Annotated in this window: 17 protein-coding genes; 10 read left to right on the top strand and 7 right to left on the bottom strand. The window is 45.5% G+C overall.

Annotation, left to right across the window (positions count from 1 at the left end; translation table 11 throughout):
- Window positions 1-34 precede the first annotated feature (34 nt).
- The 7 genes from treC to rpmH form a co-directional block, all read right to left on the bottom strand.
- Entirely contained in the window at window positions 35-1,690 is a 1,656-nt protein-coding gene (gene treC, locus ACTCCX_RS04030) for an alpha,alpha-phosphotrehalase (protein WP_463274856.1), read from the bottom strand.
- A 78-nt stretch (window positions 1,691-1,768) separates the two neighbouring features.
- Window positions 1,769-3,214, bottom strand: coding sequence for a PTS system trehalose-specific EIIBC component (gene treP / locus ACTCCX_RS04025; protein WP_463274855.1), 1,446 nt, complete (start codon window positions 3,212-3,214; stop codon window positions 1,769-1,771).
- A 228-nt stretch (window positions 3,215-3,442) separates the two neighbouring features.
- Window positions 3,443-4,450: an oxidoreductase gene (locus tag ACTCCX_RS04020; RefSeq protein ID WP_463274854.1), complete on the bottom strand. Its 1,008-nt coding sequence runs from the start codon at window positions 4,448-4,450 to the stop codon at window positions 3,443-3,445.
- A gap of 155 nt (window positions 4,451-4,605) precedes the next feature.
- Window positions 4,606-5,430: an RNA-binding cell elongation regulator Jag/EloR gene (jag, locus tag ACTCCX_RS04015; RefSeq protein WP_463274853.1), complete on the bottom strand. Its 825-nt coding sequence runs from the start codon at window positions 5,428-5,430 to the stop codon at window positions 4,606-4,608.
- A gap of 35 nt (window positions 5,431-5,465) precedes the next feature.
- Window positions 5,466-6,296, bottom strand: coding sequence for a membrane protein insertase YidC (yidC, locus tag ACTCCX_RS04010; protein WP_463274852.1), 831 nt, complete (start codon window positions 6,294-6,296; stop codon window positions 5,466-5,468).
- 31 nt (window positions 6,297-6,327) lie between these two features.
- Window positions 6,328-6,672 carry a ribonuclease P protein component gene (rnpA, locus tag ACTCCX_RS04005; protein WP_463274851.1) on the bottom strand — a complete coding sequence of 115 codons (345 nt, stop codon included), beginning with the start codon at window positions 6,670-6,672 and terminating at the stop codon, window positions 6,328-6,330.
- 224 nt (window positions 6,673-6,896) lie between these two features.
- Window positions 6,897-7,031: a 50S ribosomal protein L34 gene (gene rpmH, locus ACTCCX_RS04000; protein ID WP_072763781.1), complete on the bottom strand. Its 135-nt coding sequence runs from the start codon at window positions 7,029-7,031 to the stop codon at window positions 6,897-6,899.
- 570 nt (window positions 7,032-7,601) lie between these two features.
- Between rpmH and dnaA the strand changes: the two genes are divergently transcribed.
- From dnaA to ACTCCX_RS03950, 10 genes are all read left to right on the top strand, one after another.
- Window positions 7,602-8,933 carry a chromosomal replication initiator protein DnaA gene (dnaA, locus tag ACTCCX_RS03995; protein WP_086942861.1) on the top strand — a complete coding sequence of 444 codons (1,332 nt, stop codon included), beginning with the start codon at window positions 7,602-7,604 and terminating at the stop codon, window positions 8,931-8,933.
- Window positions 8,934-9,110: 177 nt separating this feature from the next.
- Window positions 9,111-10,262: a DNA polymerase III subunit beta gene (gene dnaN / locus ACTCCX_RS03990; protein ID WP_463274850.1), complete on the top strand. Its 1,152-nt coding sequence runs from the start codon at window positions 9,111-9,113 to the stop codon at window positions 10,260-10,262.
- Window positions 10,263-10,863: 601 nt separating this feature from the next.
- Window positions 10,864-11,130, top strand: a complete 267-nt coding sequence (gene yaaA / locus ACTCCX_RS03985; RefSeq protein ID WP_463274849.1) for a S4 domain-containing protein YaaA — start codon at window positions 10,864-10,866, stop codon at window positions 11,128-11,130.
- A complete protein-coding gene (gene recF / locus ACTCCX_RS03980) occupies window positions 11,127-12,248 on the top strand; it encodes a DNA replication/repair protein RecF (RefSeq protein ID WP_463274848.1) in 1,122 nt (373 codons plus the stop codon). The genes yaaA and recF overlap by 4 nt, the downstream gene beginning before the upstream one ends.
- A gap of 4 nt (window positions 12,249-12,252) precedes the next feature.
- Complete coding sequence (gyrB, locus tag ACTCCX_RS03975; protein WP_463274847.1) at window positions 12,253-14,190, top strand: DNA topoisomerase (ATP-hydrolyzing) subunit B; 1,938 nt, start codon at window positions 12,253-12,255, stop codon at window positions 14,188-14,190.
- Between the two features lie 54 nt (window positions 14,191-14,244).
- Entirely contained in the window at window positions 14,245-16,836 is a 2,592-nt protein-coding gene (gene gyrA, locus ACTCCX_RS03970; RefSeq protein ID WP_463274896.1) for a DNA gyrase subunit A, read from the top strand.
- Window positions 16,837-17,311: 475 nt separating this feature from the next.
- The gene (gene rpsF / locus ACTCCX_RS03965) at window positions 17,312-17,605 is read left to right on the top strand and encodes a 30S ribosomal protein S6 (protein ID WP_463274846.1); all 294 of its coding nucleotides are present in this window, start codon (window positions 17,312-17,314) and stop codon (window positions 17,603-17,605) included.
- Between the two features lie 38 nt (window positions 17,606-17,643).
- Entirely contained in the window at window positions 17,644-18,195 is a 552-nt protein-coding gene (ssb, locus tag ACTCCX_RS03960) for a single-stranded DNA-binding protein (RefSeq protein WP_463274845.1), read from the top strand.
- A 42-nt stretch (window positions 18,196-18,237) separates the two neighbouring features.
- Complete coding sequence (gene rpsR / locus ACTCCX_RS03955; RefSeq protein WP_086942853.1) at window positions 18,238-18,480, top strand: 30S ribosomal protein S18; 243 nt, start codon at window positions 18,238-18,240, stop codon at window positions 18,478-18,480.
- A 1,290-nt stretch (window positions 18,481-19,770) separates the two neighbouring features.
- The gene (locus ACTCCX_RS03950) at window positions 19,771-20,091 is read left to right on the top strand and encodes a hypothetical protein (RefSeq protein WP_463274844.1); all 321 of its coding nucleotides are present in this window, start codon (window positions 19,771-19,773) and stop codon (window positions 20,089-20,091) included.
- Window positions 20,092-21,379: the final 1,288 nt, after the last annotated feature.

The following is a 21,379-nucleotide window of genomic DNA, read 5'->3' as shown; positions in this document are numbered from 1 at the left end:
GCCCTCTCTAATGAGACGACCATTTCTTTTGTGCTTATTTGGTTATCCTGAAGGCGATAGTTTCGTATGGTTTCAGCGTGAAGGATGGAGCCAGCGATCTTGGCTCATAGTTGCCTATCAGAACAGCTGTATCCCGATTTGCCCATTCTTCCGGAAGGCTGATTGTGTAATCGCCGGCATAGAAATGGTTCAGAACCAACACTTTTTCCTCATCATTCTCCCGGATGTAAGCAAATACCTCGGGATCGTCCAGGAGAATCCCCTCATAGGAACCGTCCGAAATGACCGGATACTCTTTGCGGATGCGGATCAACTCCTGATAGTAACGGAAAATTTTGCCTTCCGCGAGCTCCTTTTCGACGTTCACTTCCGGATAGTTGCCCGCCACCTGCAACCAAGGCTCGCCGGTCGTAAAGCCTGCGTGCTTGCTGTTGTCCCATTGCATAGGCGTCCGGCTGTTGTCGCGGGATTTCTGTTTGATGATGTGCATAGCCTCCTGGTGCGTCAAACCAGCCAGTTTCAAATCACGGTAGGCATTGTGCGATTCGATATCCCGATAAACGCTGATATCGTCGTAATCCGGATTGGTCATGCCGATTTCCTCGCCCTGATAGATGTACGGCGTGCCCCGCAACAGATGGATTGTTTGCGCCAGCATCGAAGACGTCTCGAAAGGATACCGCTCCGGATCACCGAAGCGGCTATTGGCGCGCGGCTGATCATGATTGTTCCAGAACAATGCATTCCAGCCCTGCCCATCCGACATGCCGGCCTGCCATTCGTTCAGGATCCGTTTCAGATCAAGAAAATCGAACGGATGATCCGTCCACTTTTCACCATCTTTGTAATCCACCTTCAGATGGTGGAAGCTGAAGATCATCGACAATTCATTCCTTTCCGGATTCGAATAGAGGATCCCATTTTCGACGGTGGTCGAAGACATCTCGCCGACCGTGATGATGTCCTCCAGCGTACCGAAAGAGGCTTGATTCAGCTCATGGATGTAATCATGGACAATCGGTCGATCGGTGTAGAGGCTCTTTTCATTGCTGCCTTCACTGTCGACCAATGTAACATCCTTGCCGATCAGGTTCAATACATCGAAACGGAAGCCTTTGATGCCCTTCTCCAGCCAAAAATTGACGACTTTCTGCAGTTCCTCGCGCACTTTCGGGTTCCGCCAATTGAGGTCCGCCTGCGTGACGTCAAACAGGTGCAGATAGTATTTGCCGGTGTCCCCGAACGGCGCCCAAGCTTCTCCACCGAATTTAGAATCCCAGTTGGTCGGCAGGCTGCCGTCTTCTTTCGGATCGCGGATGATGTAGTAATCCTGGTACTCTTTGTCTCCCGCCAAGGCTTTCCGGAACCATTCATGCGTCGTTGATGTATGGTTGAACACCATGTCGAACATGATTTCGATGCCGTGCTGCTTCAGCTTCCCGATGAGTTCTTCAAAATCCGCCATCGTGCCGAAAACAGGATCGATGGCATAATAATCAGTGATGTCATATCCATTGTCCATCTGCGGGGATACGAAGATCGGATTCATCCAGATCATATCGATGCCCAACTCCGCCAAATAGGGCACTTTGCTGATGATCCCTTGGAGATCACCGATACCGTTGCCATCGGAATCCTTGAATGATTTTGGATAAAGCTGATAAATCACTTTTTTTTGAAAGTCTTTCATTGTAAATCCCCCTGTCTTCTAACTATGAATGAAGGCAAAAAGCTTCACCAACAGCTTTTTGCCTCCAGTAATTCACTTTTATTTTTTTGTTTGGATAACCGGTGCATCTTCGACTTCGCCTTTAGGGACGAAAAGTTGTTTCTTTTCAAACAAAATCGTCAACAGGACCGGAACGACGATGGCGATGGCCATACATACCAAGAACATCGCCATAGAATCAGTCTGGATACTCAAGAAACCTGGGATTCCGCCGACACCGATGCTGTTCGCCATAACGTTGAAAGTAGTAGCCACCAAGCCGGCGATACCTGAGCCGATCATGGCCGCAATGAATGGATAGATATATTTGATGTTGATCCCGAACATGGCCGGTTCGGTTACGCCCAAGTAGCAGGAAATGGCAGCCGGGATGGATACCTGTTCCTCTTTCTCATTGCCTCTGTGCAGGAAGATGATTGCCATTACTGCCGATCCTTGTGCGATGTTCGAAAGAGCGATCATCGGCCACAGGTTCGTTCCACCGAAATCAGCGATGAGCTGCAAGTCGATGGCATTGGACATATGGTGAAGACCTGTGATGACGAGCGGCGAATAGAGAGCGCCGAAGAACAGACCGAACAACCATCTGAAGTTACCAGTCAATCCGGCATAGACGATTTCAGAAACCCATTGCCCGATCGTCCAACCGATTGGACCCAGCACAGTGTGCGCGATGATGACCGTGGGCACCAAAGCCAACAGCGGTACGAAAATCATCGAAATATACTGCGGAATCCATTTACGCAGCCAAATCTCCAAGTAGACCAGCACAAACCCAGCCAACATGGCCGGAATGACTTGCGCTTGATAACCGATTTTATTGATCGTGAAGGAACCGAAATCCCAGAATGGAATCTGTTCGGCGCCAGCGACACCATAAGCATTCAATAATTGCGGTGATACTAATGTGATCCCAAGAACGATACCCAGAATTTGCGTGGTACCCATCTTTTTCGTGATGCTCCAAGTGATGCCTACCGGTAAGAAGTGGAAAATCGCTTCACCGATCAGCCAAAGAAACTCATTGACGCCTGCCCAGAACTGCGAATTGGAAACGATTGTGCCGTTGGCGAAATTGATCCCTTCCAGTACATTGCGGAAACCAAGGATAAGACCCCCTACTACGATAGCAGGAATCAGCGGAGTAAAGATTTCCGCCAGCACAGCCATGGCACGCTGGACAACATTCTGATTCTGCTTGGCTGCCGCTTTTGCCTCATCCTTCGAGACGCCCTCTTTGCCGGATACTTTCGCAAACTCGTTATAAAATTGTGGCACTTCATTCCCTATAATGACTTGAAATTGTCCTGCTTGGGTGAATGTTCCTTTGACTGCGGGTATGTCTTCGATTTTTTTGATATTGGCTGCAGCTGGATCATTCAAAACGAAACGCATCCGAGTGGCACAGTGACTGACAGCGGAAATATTATCGGGGCCACCAATATATTCCAGCAGGTCTTTTGCATCTTTGTTGAAATCTACCATTTTTTCTCCTCCTAAACTTGTATAGACATATTCCTTACATTACTATCTTACCGTGAATGGATAAATAATGCAAACGTTTTCCACCCACTGTTCTTGCCCTTGTATAGACAAATCCATGGTTTTTGCTGTTTCATTAACCGTTATCAAGCTGGACAATCCCACTAAAAAAAAACGGCAAAAGGATCGAATGATCGGTTCCTTGCCGTTGCTTTTGATTGTACAATCCGATTATATCTCTTGTTTCACTTTCACCAACGTACGACCCTGCATCTTTCCATCCATGATTTTCCCGAAAGCCGCTGGCAAATCTTCCAGCGTGATTTCCTGTTCGACCAGCCAATCAAGATTTTCCGGCTTCAGATCGCTTGCCATCCGCCCCCAAAGCTTGATGCGCTCAGCGTAAGGATGGTTCACTGAATCGATCCCCACAAGTTTGATGCCCCTCAGGATGAATGGCAGCACTGTCGCGTCGAATGCGATTCCGCCGGCATTTCCGCTCAAAGCCAAGCAGCCGCCGTAATGCAGCTGCGCCAGCAAGTCCGGCAGCATCGGACCACCGACCGGATCGACGATCGCCGCCCAACGTTGCTGTGCCAATGGCCGCTTCTTCTCCAGCGCCACTTCATCAGGATGGAGAACCGCTTCAGCACCGAGTCCCTTGAGGTAATCCATGCAGTCCGCTTTTTTGCGGGATACAGCTTCGACCGTATAACCTAGGCGCTCCAGCATCGCGATCGCCATGCCGCCGACACCGCCGGAAGCCCCTGTCACCAAAACACTCCCCGTTTGCGGCTGGATGCCTTGCTTCTCCAAGGCATCCACTGATTCCGCCGCTGTGTAGCCGGCCGTCCCGAAAATCATTGCTTCCCTTAAACTCAACCCTTCAGGCAACGGAACGACCCAGGCTGCAGGGACCCGGGCATATTGGCTGAATCCGCCGAAGTGATTCACTCCTAGGCCGTAGCCAGTCACGATTACCTTGTCCCCTACGCGGAAAGCCGGATCGCGCGATTCCACGACCACGCCGCTCAAATCGATCCCCAAAATAATAGGATAGTTGCGGATGACCCCGCTTTTTGGATTGGTTCCGGCAAGCCCGTCCTTATAGTTGACGCTCGAATAGTACACTTCAATCATCACTTCCCCATCAGGCAAATCCTTTTTGTTGAATGTTCTGACCGTCGTTTCCACTTTTTCGCCTGTATTTTCAGCCCATAAAGCTTTGAACTCTTCCATACTACGTTCCCCCTCTTTTTCGCTTGTATCCTCTTTATTTTAGTCCATCTTTGTAGAATTTGCGACCGCTTCTGAATACCAGGCAGCCAGCCCACAAAAAAACCTTCACCGGGAATCAAGCTGGTTCCTGGTGAAGGTTCTTGAATGTACCATTATTACGCTAACTCAACAACCAAATAACGATGTGGCTCTTTGCCTTCAGAATGGGTTTTGATGCGTTTGTTCTGGCTCAAGCGCGCATGGATCTGTTTTCTTTCGAAAGCAGGCAGCGGCTCAAGGAACACGGGCTGTCTCGTTTTGAGGACGCGTTCCGCAGTGCGGTCTGCAATGCTTTCCAAAACGGCAGCCCTGCGCTCGCGGTAGTCACCGACATTCACGATTACAGACAGGCGACGACGCACATAGCGTTGCACCAAAGCTTGCGCCAAAATCTGTAAAGCATTGACGATTTTCCCGTATTTGCCGATCAATAACCCTGCCTTTTCACTTTCCATCTGGAAAATCAGCATGTTGCTCTTCTCTTCAACCGATACGATTGCGGGAGCACCGTAGGTTTCAGCTACAGAAGTAAGATAAGCAGTAACTGCCGCAATCGCTTCATCGCGGCCGGATTCTTCATCATAATCTTCCGGAAAATCTTCCGCTTCATCAGACTCATCCGAAGAGATGACCCGATCGATTTCAGGTTGATCCACCAATATTTTTTCCGCAGTTTCCGGATAATCCTCTTCAAGATCTTCTACGATATCTTCGACTGTTTCCTCAATTTCAGCTAATTGGATATCGCTTGGTTCGTCGAAGTCCCTGATTTCTTTGAGTGTGATTTCCACAACTGCCTCTTTTTGTCCGAATCCAAAAATCCCTTTTTTGCCTTCAGAGATTACGACGATATCGGCTTCATGGCTATCGACACCCAACAAATCCAGACCTTTGCGGATCGCTTTATCAACGGTCGTATCTTTCGCAATTACTTTATCCATAATAGAATGTCATCCTTTCCTACTTCAAAGTCTAACTAGTTTTTCTTTTTCTTTTTAGGATTTTGGGCTTTCTTCAATGCTTTTTCGCGTGCTTTTGCCTGTGCTTCCGCTTCTTCGCGCTCACGGATAGCCTGGTACGGGTTGTTCAGCAACAGCGTCTGGCCGACCGAGAAGGCATTGCTCGCTACCCAGTACAATGACAAGGCGCTCGGGAAGTTGATACCCATCAGCAAAATCATGATCGGCATCGTGTACGTCATCGATTTTGTTGCGGAATTCGCTTCCGTCTGTGACATCATCGTCAGCTTGCTTGTGGCGTACGTCAGGATTGCGGCCACTACCGGCAAAATGAAGAAAGGATCGCGTTCTCCCAAGTTCATCCAAAGGAAGCTGCCGCTCTTCAGAATCTCAGTTCTGCTGATTGCTTGATACAGAGCCATCAGTACGGGCATCTGAACCAAGACAGGCAAACAGCCCATGTAAGGATTCACATCGTTATCCGCATACAGTTTGGACACTTCTTTTTGCAGTTTTTCCTGCGTTTCCCGGTCCTTAGAGGCATATTTTTCCTGCAGCTTTTTTATCTGCGGTTGAACCGCCGACATTTTTTTCGTACTCTTCGTCTGGAAATGATTAAGCGGCAACAGGATCACCCGGATGATGATCGTGAAGGCAATGATTCCTAAACCATAATTACTGAAAAACAGATCGGACAACCATACGATCATGTTGGAGAAATTAAGAACCACATACCGATCCCAAAAACCGGTGCTTTCCGAAGTGATTGGTTCCGTTCCGCACGCTGATAAAACCATCATAACAGCAAATAAGCTGAGTGTAAAAAGTAATCGCTTACGCTTTGACAAGAGAACTCCTCCTTAATAGGAATAATATAGTTTATTTTTTTTGTAAAAGATTCGAAAGCTTCAGGACATGAAGCAGACTTCTTTTGACCTCTGCAGCCGACATTTCAGCGACCGGTTTGCGCGCGATCACGATAAAGTCGACGTCCTGAACCAAATCTGCCTTCAATTCCGTTAGTGCCTGGCGGATTTTTCTTTTGACGGCGTTCCGCACCACAGCATTGCCGATTTTTTTGCCGACGGACAAGCCGACCCGAAAATGCGGCTGCTCCTTTTTGTCGAGCACATAGATCACGAATTGGCGATTCGCTTTGGATACACCATCATGAAATACTTTCTGAAATTCTTTTTCCTTTTTAACACGAAAAGATTTCCTCATGTTTTTCCCTCAAATCTGCAATCATAACCTGCAAAAAAAAATCTCCCCCAAATGGAGAAAAACAGAAAAATTTCTCTCTCCGTTATCAGCACAAATGTGTACCCACTCCCGATGCTTTGCTGCTTCGGATTTGTGGGTCACCTTTGTCATACTCTCCATTTAAGAAAGACATTTTTGCGTTTTTGAAATACTTAAAAAAAAAGACCACTGAAACGGTCAGTGATCTATGCAGAGATAACTTTTCTGCCTTTAGCGCGTCTTCTTGCTAATACTCTACGGCCGTTTTTTGTGCTCATACGTTTGCGGAAACCATGAACGGATTGACGGTGACGTTTTTTAGGTTGGTATGTTCTTTTCATTGATCTTTACACCTCCTGATAAACTATCTTTCAAATAGGTTATATTTCACTGTTTAGACAGTCCAATACATTATAAAGAGACAGAATGTGACCTGTCAAGTAAAATTGGTTCATTTTTATTGAACTCACTGAGATATAATAGCACAAAACAGCGAAAGATAAAACACCTTTCTTGAAAAAAATTTGATTTTCACCGAAATATAATTATCCACAACCTTTTTTTTCATACACACTTCTCTGGGATAACTCTTGCAGCCACTTCGATTGCGCACACCTTCAACCCGATTTATCCACATTCTTACAGTGTGTGCATTTCTTTCGAAATATCATCACGGTAACCTGTGGAAAAGTGTATCAAAACCAGTAACAATCAGTATTTTACAAAACATGGATTCCACAACGAACCGTGGACAAGTGCTTCCTGAACAAAGTTTTTCCACACCCTCCACCAACCTGTGGAAAACTATTTATGCACCGGTTAATTGTTTTATTCACAGACAAAAAGAGTTGTGGAAAACTTTTTGATATAATGCTAAAATGAAAAGGACTCACTAAAAGGAGGTGTCCCATTTGGATGACATCTATTCATTATGGCGTTATCTGCAAGAAAAATTTCAAGAATCCCTGTCAAAAGTCAGCTACGATACTTGGATAGACAGCGCAGTCCCGGTCCGGCTGACTGATACGAATATCATCATCGAAGTTCCTTCTTCTTTACATAAAGATTATTGGCAAAATAACTTGATGAGCAGAATTGTCGAAGGCATCTACGAATTCAGCGGCAAAGAACTGACTCCCATTTTTATGATCAAGAATGAAGAAATGCCTGATATTGCAAAACCGACCATCAAACGCACCAACAACAACCGTCTCTTCAAGGATGCCCAACTGAACAGCAAGTATACCTTTGACACCTTTGTTATCGGAAAAGGCAACCAGATGGCTCATGCGGCTGCCCTCGTCGTTGCAGAGGAACCAGGTACAATCTACAACCCGCTCTTCTTTTATGGAGGCGTAGGTTTAGGCAAGACCCATTTGATGCACGCCATCGGCCATCAAATGCTGCAACTGCGGCCGACTGCCAAAGTAAAATACGTCAGCAGCGAAACATTCGCTAATGATTTCATCAATTCCATCCAAAATCGGACGCAAGAGCAATTCCGCAATGAATACCGCAGCGTCGACTTGTTGATGGTCGATGATATCCAGTTTTTTGCCGACAAAGAAGGAACGCAGGAAGAATTCTTCCATACTTTCAATGCGCTTTACGATGAACGCAAACAGATTGTCCTGACGAGCGATCGTTTGCCGAACGAAATCCCGAAACTGCAGGAACGGCTTGTCTCCCGTTTTGCTTGGGGTTTATCGGTTGATATCACGCCGCCCGATCTGGAGACGCGCATCGCCATTCTGCGCAAAAAAGCCAACAGCGAGCGCCTCGAGATCCCGGATGACACCCTCAGCTACATCGCTGGACAGATAGATTCCAACATCAGGGAACTGGAAGGCGCCCTCGTCCGGGTTCAAGCCTATTCAGCGATACAAGGGACCGATATCACCACCAGTCTTGCAGCGGACGCCCTGAAGAGCATCATGCCTTCGGAGAAACCAAAGGCCTTATCCATCTATGCCATCCAGCAAGCGGTAGGAAAATATTACCATGTGACAGTCGAGGAATTGAAAGGCAAGAAGCGCACCAAAGGGATCGTAGTGCCCAGACAGATTGCCATGTATCTTTCCCGAGTGATGACGGACAATTCCCTGCCGAAAATCGGTTCCGAATTCGGCGGCAAGGATCACACGACCGTCATTCACGCCCATGACAAGATTGCCCTTTCCGTAAAAAAAGACCCAGTTCTGCAACGCGAAATCGAGACGATCCAAAACAGTCTGAAAAAATGATCCGCTCGTGCATTGTGGATAACCCGATAAAGAAGGCGGCATTTACGAACACGTTATCCACAAGTGGAAAACGATTGTTTTTATCGCCTTCTTTCACTTATCCACAGTATGAACAGGCCCTACTACTATTACTAATATTATTTAATTTATATTAATTACCATCGGAGGTCCCTTATTATGAAATTTTCCATTAATCGTCAGGTTTTGATCAAACACTTATCTGACGTACAGAGAGCTATTTCCAGCAGAACGACGATTCCTATTTTGACAGGTGTCAAAATCAGTGCTGATGAAAGTGGGATCGTACTGAGCGGAAGCGACTCGGATATTTCCATCGAAACGCTGATCCCTGTGTCGGAAGAAAATAATCAGATCGAAATCCATACACACGGCGGCATTGTTTTGCCGGCTCGTTTCTTCAGTGAAATCGTAAAAAAACTGGCTGATGAAAAAATCACGATTGAAGTCAAAGATCACTTCCAGACAAACATCACTTCTGCAAAAGCTTCTTTCACTATCAACGGAATCGATGTCAATAATTATCCGAATTTTCCGGTAATCGATTCGAATGAGGTCATCACTTTGCCTACCGCTCTATTCAAGCAAGTGATCCAGCATACTGTCATCGCAACATCTACACAGGAAAGCCGTCCGATTTTGACGGGGGTGAACATGACCATCAAGGAAGGAAAATTGACGGCTGTCGCTACCGATAGCCATCGATTGAGCCAGCGCATCATCTCGATCGCCGCTCCGGAGTCACAGCTGGAAAAAACCTACAACGTCATCATTCCTGGAAAAAGCTTGGTCGAGCTTTCACGGATTGTTGAGAGCCAACCAACCATCGAAATGATGATCACGGAGAACCAAGTCCTTTTCAAAGCCGAAAATGTCTATTTCTACTCGCGCTTGCTGGAAGGCTACTATCCCGATACAAACCGCCTGATTCCGGCCAGCTCCAGCACGCAGATCGTCCTGAATGCCTACGACCTGCTGCAGGCTACCGACCGTGCCTCACTGCTTTCGCATGAAGGCAAGAACAACGTCGTCAAATTGTCGATCGACTCAAACAAAGTCGAATTATCAGGAAACTCCCCTGAAGTCGGCAATGTGGAAGAATCTTTAGCCTATCAGTCAGCCAGTGGCGATCCGCTGATCATATCCTTCAATCCTGATTACATGAAGGATGCGCTGCGCACATTCGGCCAGCAGGATGTCCAAGTCAATTTCACTTCGGCTGTACGGCCATTTACGGTCGTGCCGGCAGATCGTGAAGACGACAACGATAATTCATTCATCCAATTGATCACACCTGTAAGAACTTATTGATCCGAACAGCAAAAGTTGAAAAGGAGGAGCTGTCCCGAAAAAGGACAGCTCCTCCTTTTTGACTTTCCAGGTTTCTGCGCGCAAGTTCGTCCGCCGGAGCAGAACGGATTGAACCAAACCGCAACTCCGGTAAGGCATCCGTTTACCGGAGGACACCGGTAACGCTTGTAAGCAACTCCGACGAAGCCATCCTCACCGGAGTTGGCAGTCAAAAACGCAGACGCCACTCCGGATGACCAAGGCTTCGCCGGAGTTCCGCCTGCAGTTTGCGCTTTACGGTCGCTAATCACAATTTACTGTAGAAAATGAAAAATTTTCGACCTGCCGTTTTTTTCCATAGGAAGAAAGTCTGTATCCACTTCCTTTATCCTTCTGAAAATGAAATAACAAAAAAACGCGAATTTTTAATTTATAAGCCTATGGACGATTTCGTTAGTCTCCAGCTAATTTGTATTGTTTTTTGATAAAATTGAAATAAGGCCCTTTTTTTTCGCGAAAATTTGAAATCGAGCAAAAAAAATAGTATAATAAACCTATTAATGAGCGTTGTTGCGTGGATTTTGTTTTCCACGCTTATTTTATTGGAAAATAGGTGAATTTCTTGAAAAATATTGTGAATATAGATGCAGAGTTCATTACTCTGGGCCAACTCCTGAAACACGTCAATCTGATTTCCAGCGGTGGGATGGCCAAATGGTTCCTTTCGGAATATGTGGTGTACGTGGACAACGAAAAAGAGGACCGCAGAGGCCGCAAATTATTCCCCGGTACGATGATCGACATCCCTGGTGAAGGAACGTACTTCATCCAGTCAACAAAATCGGATAAAGATGAGGCTGAGCAAGACAATCGTGAGTCCGAAGCATGATCCTGAAGGAATTGACGCTGCAGAATTTTCGGAATTATCCGTCTCTTTCCGTGTCCTTTTCAGATGGCATCAATGTGTTTTTGGGTGAGAATGCGCAAGGCAAAACCAATCTCATGGAGGCAATCTATGCATTGGCTTTGGCCCGGAGTCCGCGCACATCAAACGAAAAAGAAATGATCCGTTGGCAGGAAGATTCGGCCAAGATAAGCGGCAAAGTCCAAAAAAGGGTTTCTGCTTTCCCTTTGGAAATCATTTTTTCGAAAAAAGGGAAAATCGCGAAGGTCAATCACCTGGAACAAAAAAAACTCAGCCAATACATCGGCCAGCTGAATGTCGTGCTGTTTGCCCCGGAAGACCTGAATCTGGTCAAGGGCGCACCCGCCAACCGGAGAAAGTTTCTCGATATGGAATTGGGCCAGATGAATCCGGTCTATCTGCATGATCTTGTGCAATACCAGCGGATACTGAAGCAACGGAATCTTTATCTGAAGCAGTTGGTGACCGGCAAAGCCAAGGATGAAGTCTATTTGGACGTGTTGACTGAACAATTGGCCATTTTGGGTGCCGATCTGTTGGTCTACCGTCTGCAGTTCATCAAAAAATTGGAAGACTGGGCCCAACCGCTGCACAAAGAGATTTCTTTGGAGCGGGAAGAACTGACGATCGCCTATAAGTCCAACATCGAATTGTCTGATGAGATGGATAAAGACACCATTTTCCTGAAATTGATGGAGGCGTTCCGGCAAGGCAAAAGCCGGGAAAGAGATCAGGCAGTCACCCTTTTCGGTCCCCACCGTGATGACCTGGTTTTTCAGGTGAACGGGCGTAATGTCCAAAATTACGGCTCGCAAGGGCAGCAAAGAACGACTGTCCTCAGTCTTAAATTGGCGGAAATCGAATGCATGAATGAGGTCCTGGGGGAGTATCCGATCCTGTTGCTGGATGATGTCCTGTCGGAATTGGATGATGAACGCCAGACCCATCTGCTGAAAGCGATCGAAAAGAAGGTCCAGACCTTTTTGACGACAACCAGTTTGGATGGCATAAAAAAGAATAAGATAGACGAACCGACTATCTACCATATAAAAAACGGTGAAGTAGAAATGGAAGGTGTGTAACAGAATGGTAGAAAACGAAAAGAACAAAGCTGAACGAGCAAAAGAATATGATGCCAGTCAGATCCAGGTTCTGGAAGGACTGGAAGCAGTCCGCAAACGCCCCGGCATGTACATCGGTTCCACAAGCGGCGCTGGTCTGCACCACTTGGTATGGGAAATCGTAGACAACTCAATCGATGAAGCCCTGGCCGGTTTTGCGACAAAGATAGAGATCGCAATCGAAGAGAACAACAGCATCACCGTAACCGACAATGGCCGCGGCATCCCTGTCGATATCCAAGCCAATACTGGTCGTCCAGCTGTAGAAACGGTCTTCACTGTTCTGCACGCAGGCGGTAAATTCGGCGGCGGAGGCTACAAAGTTTCTGGAGGTCTGCACGGTGTCGGAGCTTCCGTCGTAAACGCCCTCTCCTCCACACTGTCTGTCAGTGTGCATAAAGACGGCAAAATCTATACGCAGACATTCGAGCGCGGGGACATCACTTCCGAATTGACGGTGACAGGCGAAACGGACAAACACGGGACGACCGTGAATTTCTTGCCCGATCCGGAAATCTTTAAGGAAACAACCGTTTTTGAGTTTGAAAAACTGGCTGTGCGTGTAAGAGAATTGGCTTTCCTGAACAAGGGATTGAATATTTCCATCACGGATAAGCGTTCAGAAGAACCTGTAGAACAGGATTATTATTACGAGGGCGGCATCAGGAGCTACGTCGAATTCCTGAACCGCAATAAAAAAGTCCTTTTCGAAGAACCGATCTACATCGAAGGCGAACAGGATGATATCCAAGTGGAAGTGGCCATGCAGTATACGGATGGCTACCATACAAACCTATTGAGTTTCGCCAACAATATCCATACCTACGAGGGAGGAACCCACGAATCCGGTGCGAAGACTGCCTTGACGCGTGTCATCAATGACTATGCAAAACGCAATAAGCTCATCAAGGAAAATGAAGAGAACCTGACCGGAGAAGATGTGCGTGAAGGCCTGACCCTTGTTCTCTCCATCAAGCATCCTGATCCGCAATTTGAGGGACAAACGAAGACGAAATTGGGTAATTCAGAAGCGCGTACCATCACAGATCGCCTTTTCTCAACCTTCTTCGACAAGTTCCTGATGGAAAACCCGCAAGTGGCCCGTCAGATTGTCGAAAAAGGGATGCTGGCTGCGCGTGCGCGTTTGGCAGCCAAAAGAGCCCGTGAAGTGACCCGCAAGAAGAGCGGATTGGAAATCAGCAATCTGCCCGGAAAATTAGCCGATTGTTCAAGCAAAAACCCAGCAGAATCCGAATTGTTCATCGTCGAAGGGGATTCAGCCGGCGGTTCGGCAAAACAAGGCCGCTCGCGTTTCTTCCAGGCGATCCTGCCGATCCGTGGTAAGATCCTGAATGTCGAAAAAGCATCGATCGACAAGATCCTTGCCAACGAAGAGATCCGTTCGCTGTTTACGGCGATGGGTACCGGCTTCGGCGGAGACTTCGATGTTTCCAAAGCCCGCTATCATAAATTGGTCATCATGACCGATGCCGATGTCGATGGCGCCCACATCCGTACGTTGCTGTTGACCCTTTTCTATCGCTATATGCGTCCTTTGGTTGAAGCTGGATATGTGTATATTGCACAACCGCCTTTATATCAAGTGAAGCAAGGCAAAAAAGAGAAATATCTCGATACTGATCAGGAACTGGAAGCGTACTTGGCATCCATCCCTGACTCGCCAAAACCAAGCATCCAACGCTATAAAGGGCTTGGAGAAATGGATGCGGAACAATTGTGGGATACAACCATGAACCCAGAAAACCGTCACTTCCTGCAAGTGACTGTCGATGATGCCGTCAAAGCCGACGAAACATTGAATATGCTGATGGGGGATCATGTAGAACCAAGAAGGAACTTCATCGAAGAAAATGCGGTTTACGTGAAGAACTTGGATATCTAAAAGGGGGGTGGAAATTAAATGTCTGATGAAATTGAAAAAGTAAATGATCAAGCCATGGAACAAAGGGAATTAAGCCATGAAATGGAAACGTCATTCCTGGAATATGCCATGAGCGTTATCGTAGCCAGGGCTTTGCCTGACGTCCGTGACGGACTCAAGCCGGTCCATCGCCGTATCCTTTACGGCATGAGCGAATTGGGTGTTACGCCCGATAAAGCACACAAAAAATCTGCACGTATCGTCGGAGATGTAATGGGTAAGTACCATCCACACGGTGACAGTGCCATCTATGAATCGATGGTGCGCATGTCCCAGGATTTCAGTTACCGGTATCCGTTGGTCGATGGCCACGGAAACTTCGGTTCCATCGATGGAGACAGCGCGGCAGCGATGCGTTACACCGAAGCGCGGATGTCAAAAATCGCTTTGGAAATGCTGCGTGACCTCAACAAAGATACAGTCGATTACCATGATAACTATGACGGATCCGAAAGCGAACCCGATGTGTTGCCGGCCCGCTTCCCTAACCTGTTGGTGAACGGGGCCTCCGGTATCGCCGTTGGGATGGCGACAAACATCCCGCCGCACAATTTGACGGAAATCATTTCCGCCCTGCATATCCTGATGAACAATCCGGATGCGACGACTGCCGAATTGATGGAGGCTGTTCCCGGTCCCGATTTCCCTACAGGCGGTATCGTCATGGGCAAATCAGGCATACGGAAAGCCTATGAGACAGGCAAAGGCTCCATCATCGTCCGCGGACGCGTGGAAGTCGAAATGCTGAAAAACGGTAAAGAACGCATCGTCATTTCGGAATTGCCGTACATGGTCAACAAAGCGAAATTGGTCGAACGGATCGCCGAGCTGGCCCGCGACAAACGGATCGAAGGCATCACCGACTTGGCGGATGAATCCGACCGCGACGGCATGCGCGTCGTCATCGACGTCCGCAAAGATGTCAGCGCCAGCGTCATTCTGAACAACCTCTATAAATTGACGCCGCTGCAATCCTCTTTCGGCTTCAATATGTTGGCGATCGTGAAAGGCATCCCGAAAGTTTTGGGATTGAAGCAGATTCTGGTCCATTACTTGGAGCACCAGGAAGAAGTCATCCGCAGAAGAACTGTGTTCGACAAGCGTAAAGCCGAAGCCCGTGCGCACATCTTGGCTGGTTTGCGGATCGCTTTGGACCACATCGATGAGATCGTCGCGATTCTGCGTGGCTCATCCAATGGGGATACGGCAAAACAGATTTTCATCGACAAATACGGCCTTTCCGATAAACAAGCGCAAGCCATTTTGGATATGCGTCTTGTGCGTTTGACCGGTTTGGAAAGAGAGAAAGTCGAAGCGGAGTATGATGCGCTGATGGCTCTGATCGCCGATTTGGCTGATATTTTGGCGAATGAGAAACGCGTCTTCGACATTATCTACTCAGAATTACTTGAAATCCAGGAAAAATTCGGCGACAAACGCCGCACCGAACTGTTGGTCGGAGAAGTGTTGTCCCTTGAGGATGAAGATTTGATCGAAGAGGAAGACATCGTCCTGACATTGACCCACAACGGCTACATCAAACGTTTGCCTAACAGCGAATTCAGGGCTCAAAAACGCGGCGGACGCGGTGTCCAAGGCATGGGCATCCATGATGATGATTTTATCGAAACGCTGATTTCGGCATCAACACATGACGTGCTGCTGTACTTCTCGAACCAAGGGAAAGTATACAAAACCAAAGGCTATGAAGTGCCTGAATACGGACGCCAAGCAAAAGGTTTACCGATCATCAATTTGCTGAACTTGGATGCCAACGAAAAAATCCAAGCCATCATCAACGTCAAAGGCGGCCCGAAAGACGGAGATTATTTGTTCTTCACGACACGGATGGGTACCGTCAAACGGACATCCGCTACGGAATTCCAGAATATCCGCCAAAGCGGTCTGCGCGCGATCAACCTGAAGGATGGGGATGAGCTGATCAAAGTATCCTTGACCGACGGCAACCAGAACATCATCATCGGAACGCACTTCGGCTATTCCGTAAGCTTTGAAGAAAAGGACGTCCGTGATATGGGCAGGACTGCCACCGGTGTCCGCGGCGTGAAACTGAGAGAAAAAGACTATGTGGTCGGCATGGATGTGCTGAAACACGAGTCAGAAGTTCTGATCATCACGGAAAATGGTTACGGGAAACGTACCGCAGCCGATGAATATGCCATCAAAGGACGCGGCGGCAAAGGGGTCAAGACAGCCAACATCACTGAGAAAAACGGTAAATTGGTAGGCTTGACTACCGTCTCCGGCGACGAAGACATCATGATCATCACGGATAAAGGCGTCATGATCCGTTTCCATGCTGATGCCATTTCCCAAACAGGCCGTGCCACTCTGGGCGTACGCTTGATCAAACTTGACGGCGAAGCCATTGTATCGACAATGGCAAAAGTTGAACGTGAAGAAGATGCCGAAGCTGCAGCGCCACTGAATGAAGAAGTGGGTTCAGAGGGCGAAAATAACGCCTCAGAAGCATCAGATGCACCTACGCAGGCAAATACACCAGATACAACAGAAACATCCGATATGGCCGATAAATTGAGCGATTTCGCAGATGAATTGTTGGATGACGAAGATTCGAAAGAATAAAGCATCATCAGCGAAATTTTTATAAAGAACGGGGTTGGCTCAGTTTGGAGCCAACCCCGTTCTTTATTCTGTCACTCAGATGCTATCCGCTAATTGGAAGATAAGGCTGGAAGCTGCCCGTTGTTCCGGTGTGGCGGCTGCTCATCGGAGGACAGAGAAGATTCTCAATCGTACCTCCGAGAAAGCCGTTCTTATCGGAGGTAACCAATAAAATGATTGGCCAATGTTGGTGAAGATTTCGTTCGCCGGAGAAGAAGGAACAACCCGCCGATCTGCTTGCTCACCGGGTTGATGATTTTTCCTTGATTCATCTGATGAATTCCCTGCTGCCTTCCCTACTCTGAATTTGCGGTGAAAAAAGCTTGCCATCAAAAATGGAATATGGTACAATCTTTAGATGTGAGTAATCCTGAAAAGGTACTCTCCTTGCTCTTACAAAAGTAAGGGCCAAAGTCCACAAGGAGGTGACAGTCAAATGAGCAATTACGAAATCAACTACATTATCCGTCCTAACATCGAAGAAGAAGCTAAAGCAGAATTGATCGCACGTTTCGATGCTATTTTAACAGATAATGGCGCTGAAGTTATTGAATCAAAAGACTGGGCGAAACGCCGTTTAGCTTATGAAATCAAAGATTTTCGTGAAGGTATCTACCATATCGTGAAAATTTCTGCTTCAGATGCTAAAGCAATCGACGAATTCGACCGTCTAGCAAAGATCAATAGCGATATCATTCGCCACATCGTTGTTAAAGAAGAAGCAAAGTAAAGTGTTCCACGTGAAACATTTTGAAAGGAGTAAGATGAATGATTAATAATGTTGTCTTAGTCGGCAGACTTACAAAAGATGTTGATTTACGCTACACATCCAGCGGCACAGCAGTCGGAACTTTCTCTCTTGCGGTAAACAGACAGTTTACGAACCAAGCGGGAGAAAGAGAAGCTGACTTCATCAATTGTGTCATCTGGAGAAAATCGGCAGAGAATTTTGCGAATTTCACTCGTAAAGGCTCTTTAGTCGGTATCACTGGCAGAATCCAAACAAGAAATTATGAAAATCAACAAGGACAGCGCGTATACGTGACTGAAATTGTTGCAGATAATTTCACATTGTTGGAATCCAAAACAACTACCGAGCAAAGACCGAGAGAGACTGGCGCAGGTTCTTCAAATCAAGCAGCTCCGAGTGCAAACTTCGGGTCCAGCAGATCTTTTGAATCTAACCAAAACCAAGGACAGTATAATAATCAATACTCTTCTCCGAAACAAAACGGTTTTTCTGATTTTAACTCAACTGCTGATCCGTTTTCATCAAATGGAGAATCAATTGACATTTCAGACGATGATTTGCCATTCTAGTCTTAGGACAGAATGGTTAGTTTAGGAAAAGGAGGAATTGACATGGCATTTCAACGTAACAGCAGAGGCGGACGCAAACGTAAAAAAGTTTGTTACTTCTGTGCTAACCACATTGATCATGTAGATTACAAAGAAACTGACTTATTGAAACGTTATATATCTGAAAAAGGTAAAATTTTACCTCGTCGTGTAACAGGTACATGCGCTAAACACCAAAGAACGTTAACTGTATCTATCAAACGTGCTCGTATCATGGCTCTTATGCCATTTACATTAGCAGAATAATATTTAAGGAGTCGCTTCCAGGAGCGCTCCTTTTTTTTTGCCCAAAAATAGTTGAGGACACGCGCTGAGTCGTAACCATAATGCCGAGCACTCCCCTCTTCCTTCAGCTTCGAGAACTCTATCTATTTTACTGTGATAGCCCCCTTGCCTATTTTGTTTAACGGATAAGTTTTATCAGGCGAAGCAAACTGCATAAACCCTCTCTTTGAATTCTCTCAATGGACTAGCTGGTACACTACAACTTTTATCCGCCGACTGATCGGAACAACCCCTTGAAAGTCCTCCTCCCCTACTTTTCCCATTGACAAAAAGCCCCATAAAAATTTTTCATAAGCGTTTGTTTGTGAGCTGGATATCCTCAATCAAGGCATGGGTCAAGTAACTAAACTACTCTCAAGGGGCTAAAAAACTACCTTAGCAAAGAGTTAAATAAGATGAAGGGAAATAGTTCAGCAAGCAATTAAGAAGCTATCAGGGCCTCAAATTTTTTAGATTTGAATAATATAAAAATCGCCAGCTGCAAAATGTTCCACGTGGAACATTTTGCAGCTGGTTTTGATACACAATGTTTTGCACGTCTTTCCTAAGGAACCTTTTATTAGTGAGAGGACCGTTGCAACAATTGATAGTTATCTTCAAAAAAAACAGCAATGGTGGGCATAGTTACAGCAGCAGAGGGAATAAATTAGAACATTCAATACATAAATCCTTAAAGCAAGAGGCATCCTTTTTGGCTGGATGCACAAAATATCCGATTTGCAGTACAGCAATGGGCTTCCCTGCTGTGATCTGAATCGTTTTGATGACCAGTTTGTCCCGAATCGCAAACAAACGCCAGCAATGGAGTAGTATCAGGAGAAAACAACAACACATGCCACTTTGAGTAGTTTAAAGCGAAGAATTCCCTCCCTTTAGCAAAAAAATGTTAAGAAAGTCTGCCAAAGGATAGCAAGATTCCAAAGCGAAAATAGTTAATCGTCAATATGAAGAATGCAGAGGCAGGCATTCCGTATGCCACTTTGAAGCAAATCGAAATTCAAGAAGAAGGTATCCGAGACCTGAAAGACTAAAACAGTGGAATTGATTTGCTTTTTATCTTGATTCCATAAAAGCTGGATAGAGAAACTCCCCTCAAAACATACTCATGTGAAGTGCGGTTCACGATGACCAGTAGTGTAGTCACATAACATCTTTGTCTGAACAATATGTATTTATGGAGACTTATAGCAGTCTAAGAAAGTGCATCTGAAAAAACTTGTCACTTTCTTCATTAGGTAAAGCAGAAATTTGATGAGAAAAGATTGGAAAATCCTATATACAGATTTATTTGGAAACAGTGCGTTAAATAATGAAATCTGCAGCTATAAAGGGATGACATCCTCAGAGCATCTCCACCAACAGGACATTCAAGTGAATCGCGATAAATCCGGAATAAAACCAGGTGCCGGTAGAGAAATATTTCCCCTTTTGCGTACTATGTTATTGAAACAGTACCGTCTCCGAGAGGAGTTCATTGAAATAAACCGGAACTTTTCCCTGCAATTGGCTGGATGTTTTGCTTTTGAAGTTATCCACAAAAGGAAGTTCAACGGCAGCGCATCGAATTTTTAGCAAGGGAAACACGATAATGTGGAAAACTAATCTTTGAACTTTATCCACAGAATCGTGTGATTCGAACAAGATGCCTTTTAAATGCATTGGCACACGATTTCAGTGACAGATCGAACTGAGGTAATAGGAAAAATAATTCAGGAAAAGTAATTTTCATAAAAACATCAATAAATTAAGGCAAAATAAAATGATTAATTTCATATGCAAACGAATCAAACAATTGTTCGAATAAATAAAGGAGAGCAGGTAAAAGATTTTAAGGTTATCCCCAAGTTATCCACATGCTATAAATGGTAAACATGATGACTAAAAAATATCAGAATTAAAAGTTATCAACAAAACCGATCCACAGGGAAAAACCTATAACAACAAGGATAAAACGAATTTACAGGAAAGTTATACACAGGCTGTAGAAGGGGAATGTGCATAACTGGAAAAGATGGGATTATCCTGAATTATCCACAAGAAAAGGGAGAGGTATAGGAGGGGGCCAACAGAGACTATTAAAAGAAAACAAATTCGATTTTCAAACGCTGGAATTAATTTAAAAGAAATATATGAAAAAATAAGAGAACATCATATAGCTAGATTATTCAAATTATTAGTCCAATAGCAGTAGAGGCCATCAGAAATATCGTTTCCGGGGAAAATTTTGTGGCTGAATAAAAGGTCGAACGATGGCGATTTTAATCTAGAAAAAATAGAAGAGGGAAACAAATCGAATAAAATACGAAAAAAAGTTCCACGTGGAACATAAACCCGGAAATAAACGAAGAAAGGATTTGAAAGAGAATTGAAGAGGTAATCAATAAATGTTCCACGTGGAACTATTGAAAGAGCGCAGAACAAATAGCGACTGAATGGTGACTATAATAATAATTACATTTATTTCGGAAATGGTTACTATATTGAGAGAGATTTTTCACGGACATCAAATTAGTTTGCGGTTAATGAATCAAAAAAATACAGTACTATGATCCAATATGGCGTGATGGTAGGGTGGAACATTAGCAGTACTTGCGGCAGACTGTATATTCTTTTTAAGCAAAATGTATTTTCATATGCAGAAAATGTAGCAATATGATTTCTAATTCAGAAAAGTCGCATTCCGGGATGCACATTATCCAGAAAAAATGTTTCACGTGAAACATCCAAATCACCGTCAAGAAGTCAACGAATCCCGACGCAAAGCTAAGTGTATAATTTTTCTATGCGAAACTATTCTTTTGTTGAAATAGGCAAAAAGAAGACCTTACAATACAACTAAAGGTCGGTAGCCAATTTAGTG

The organism is Trichococcus sp. (assembly GCF_055118575.1).
The sequence above is the reverse complement of the archived record's forward strand: the minus strand, read 5'-3'. Positions and strand labels throughout refer to the sequence as shown.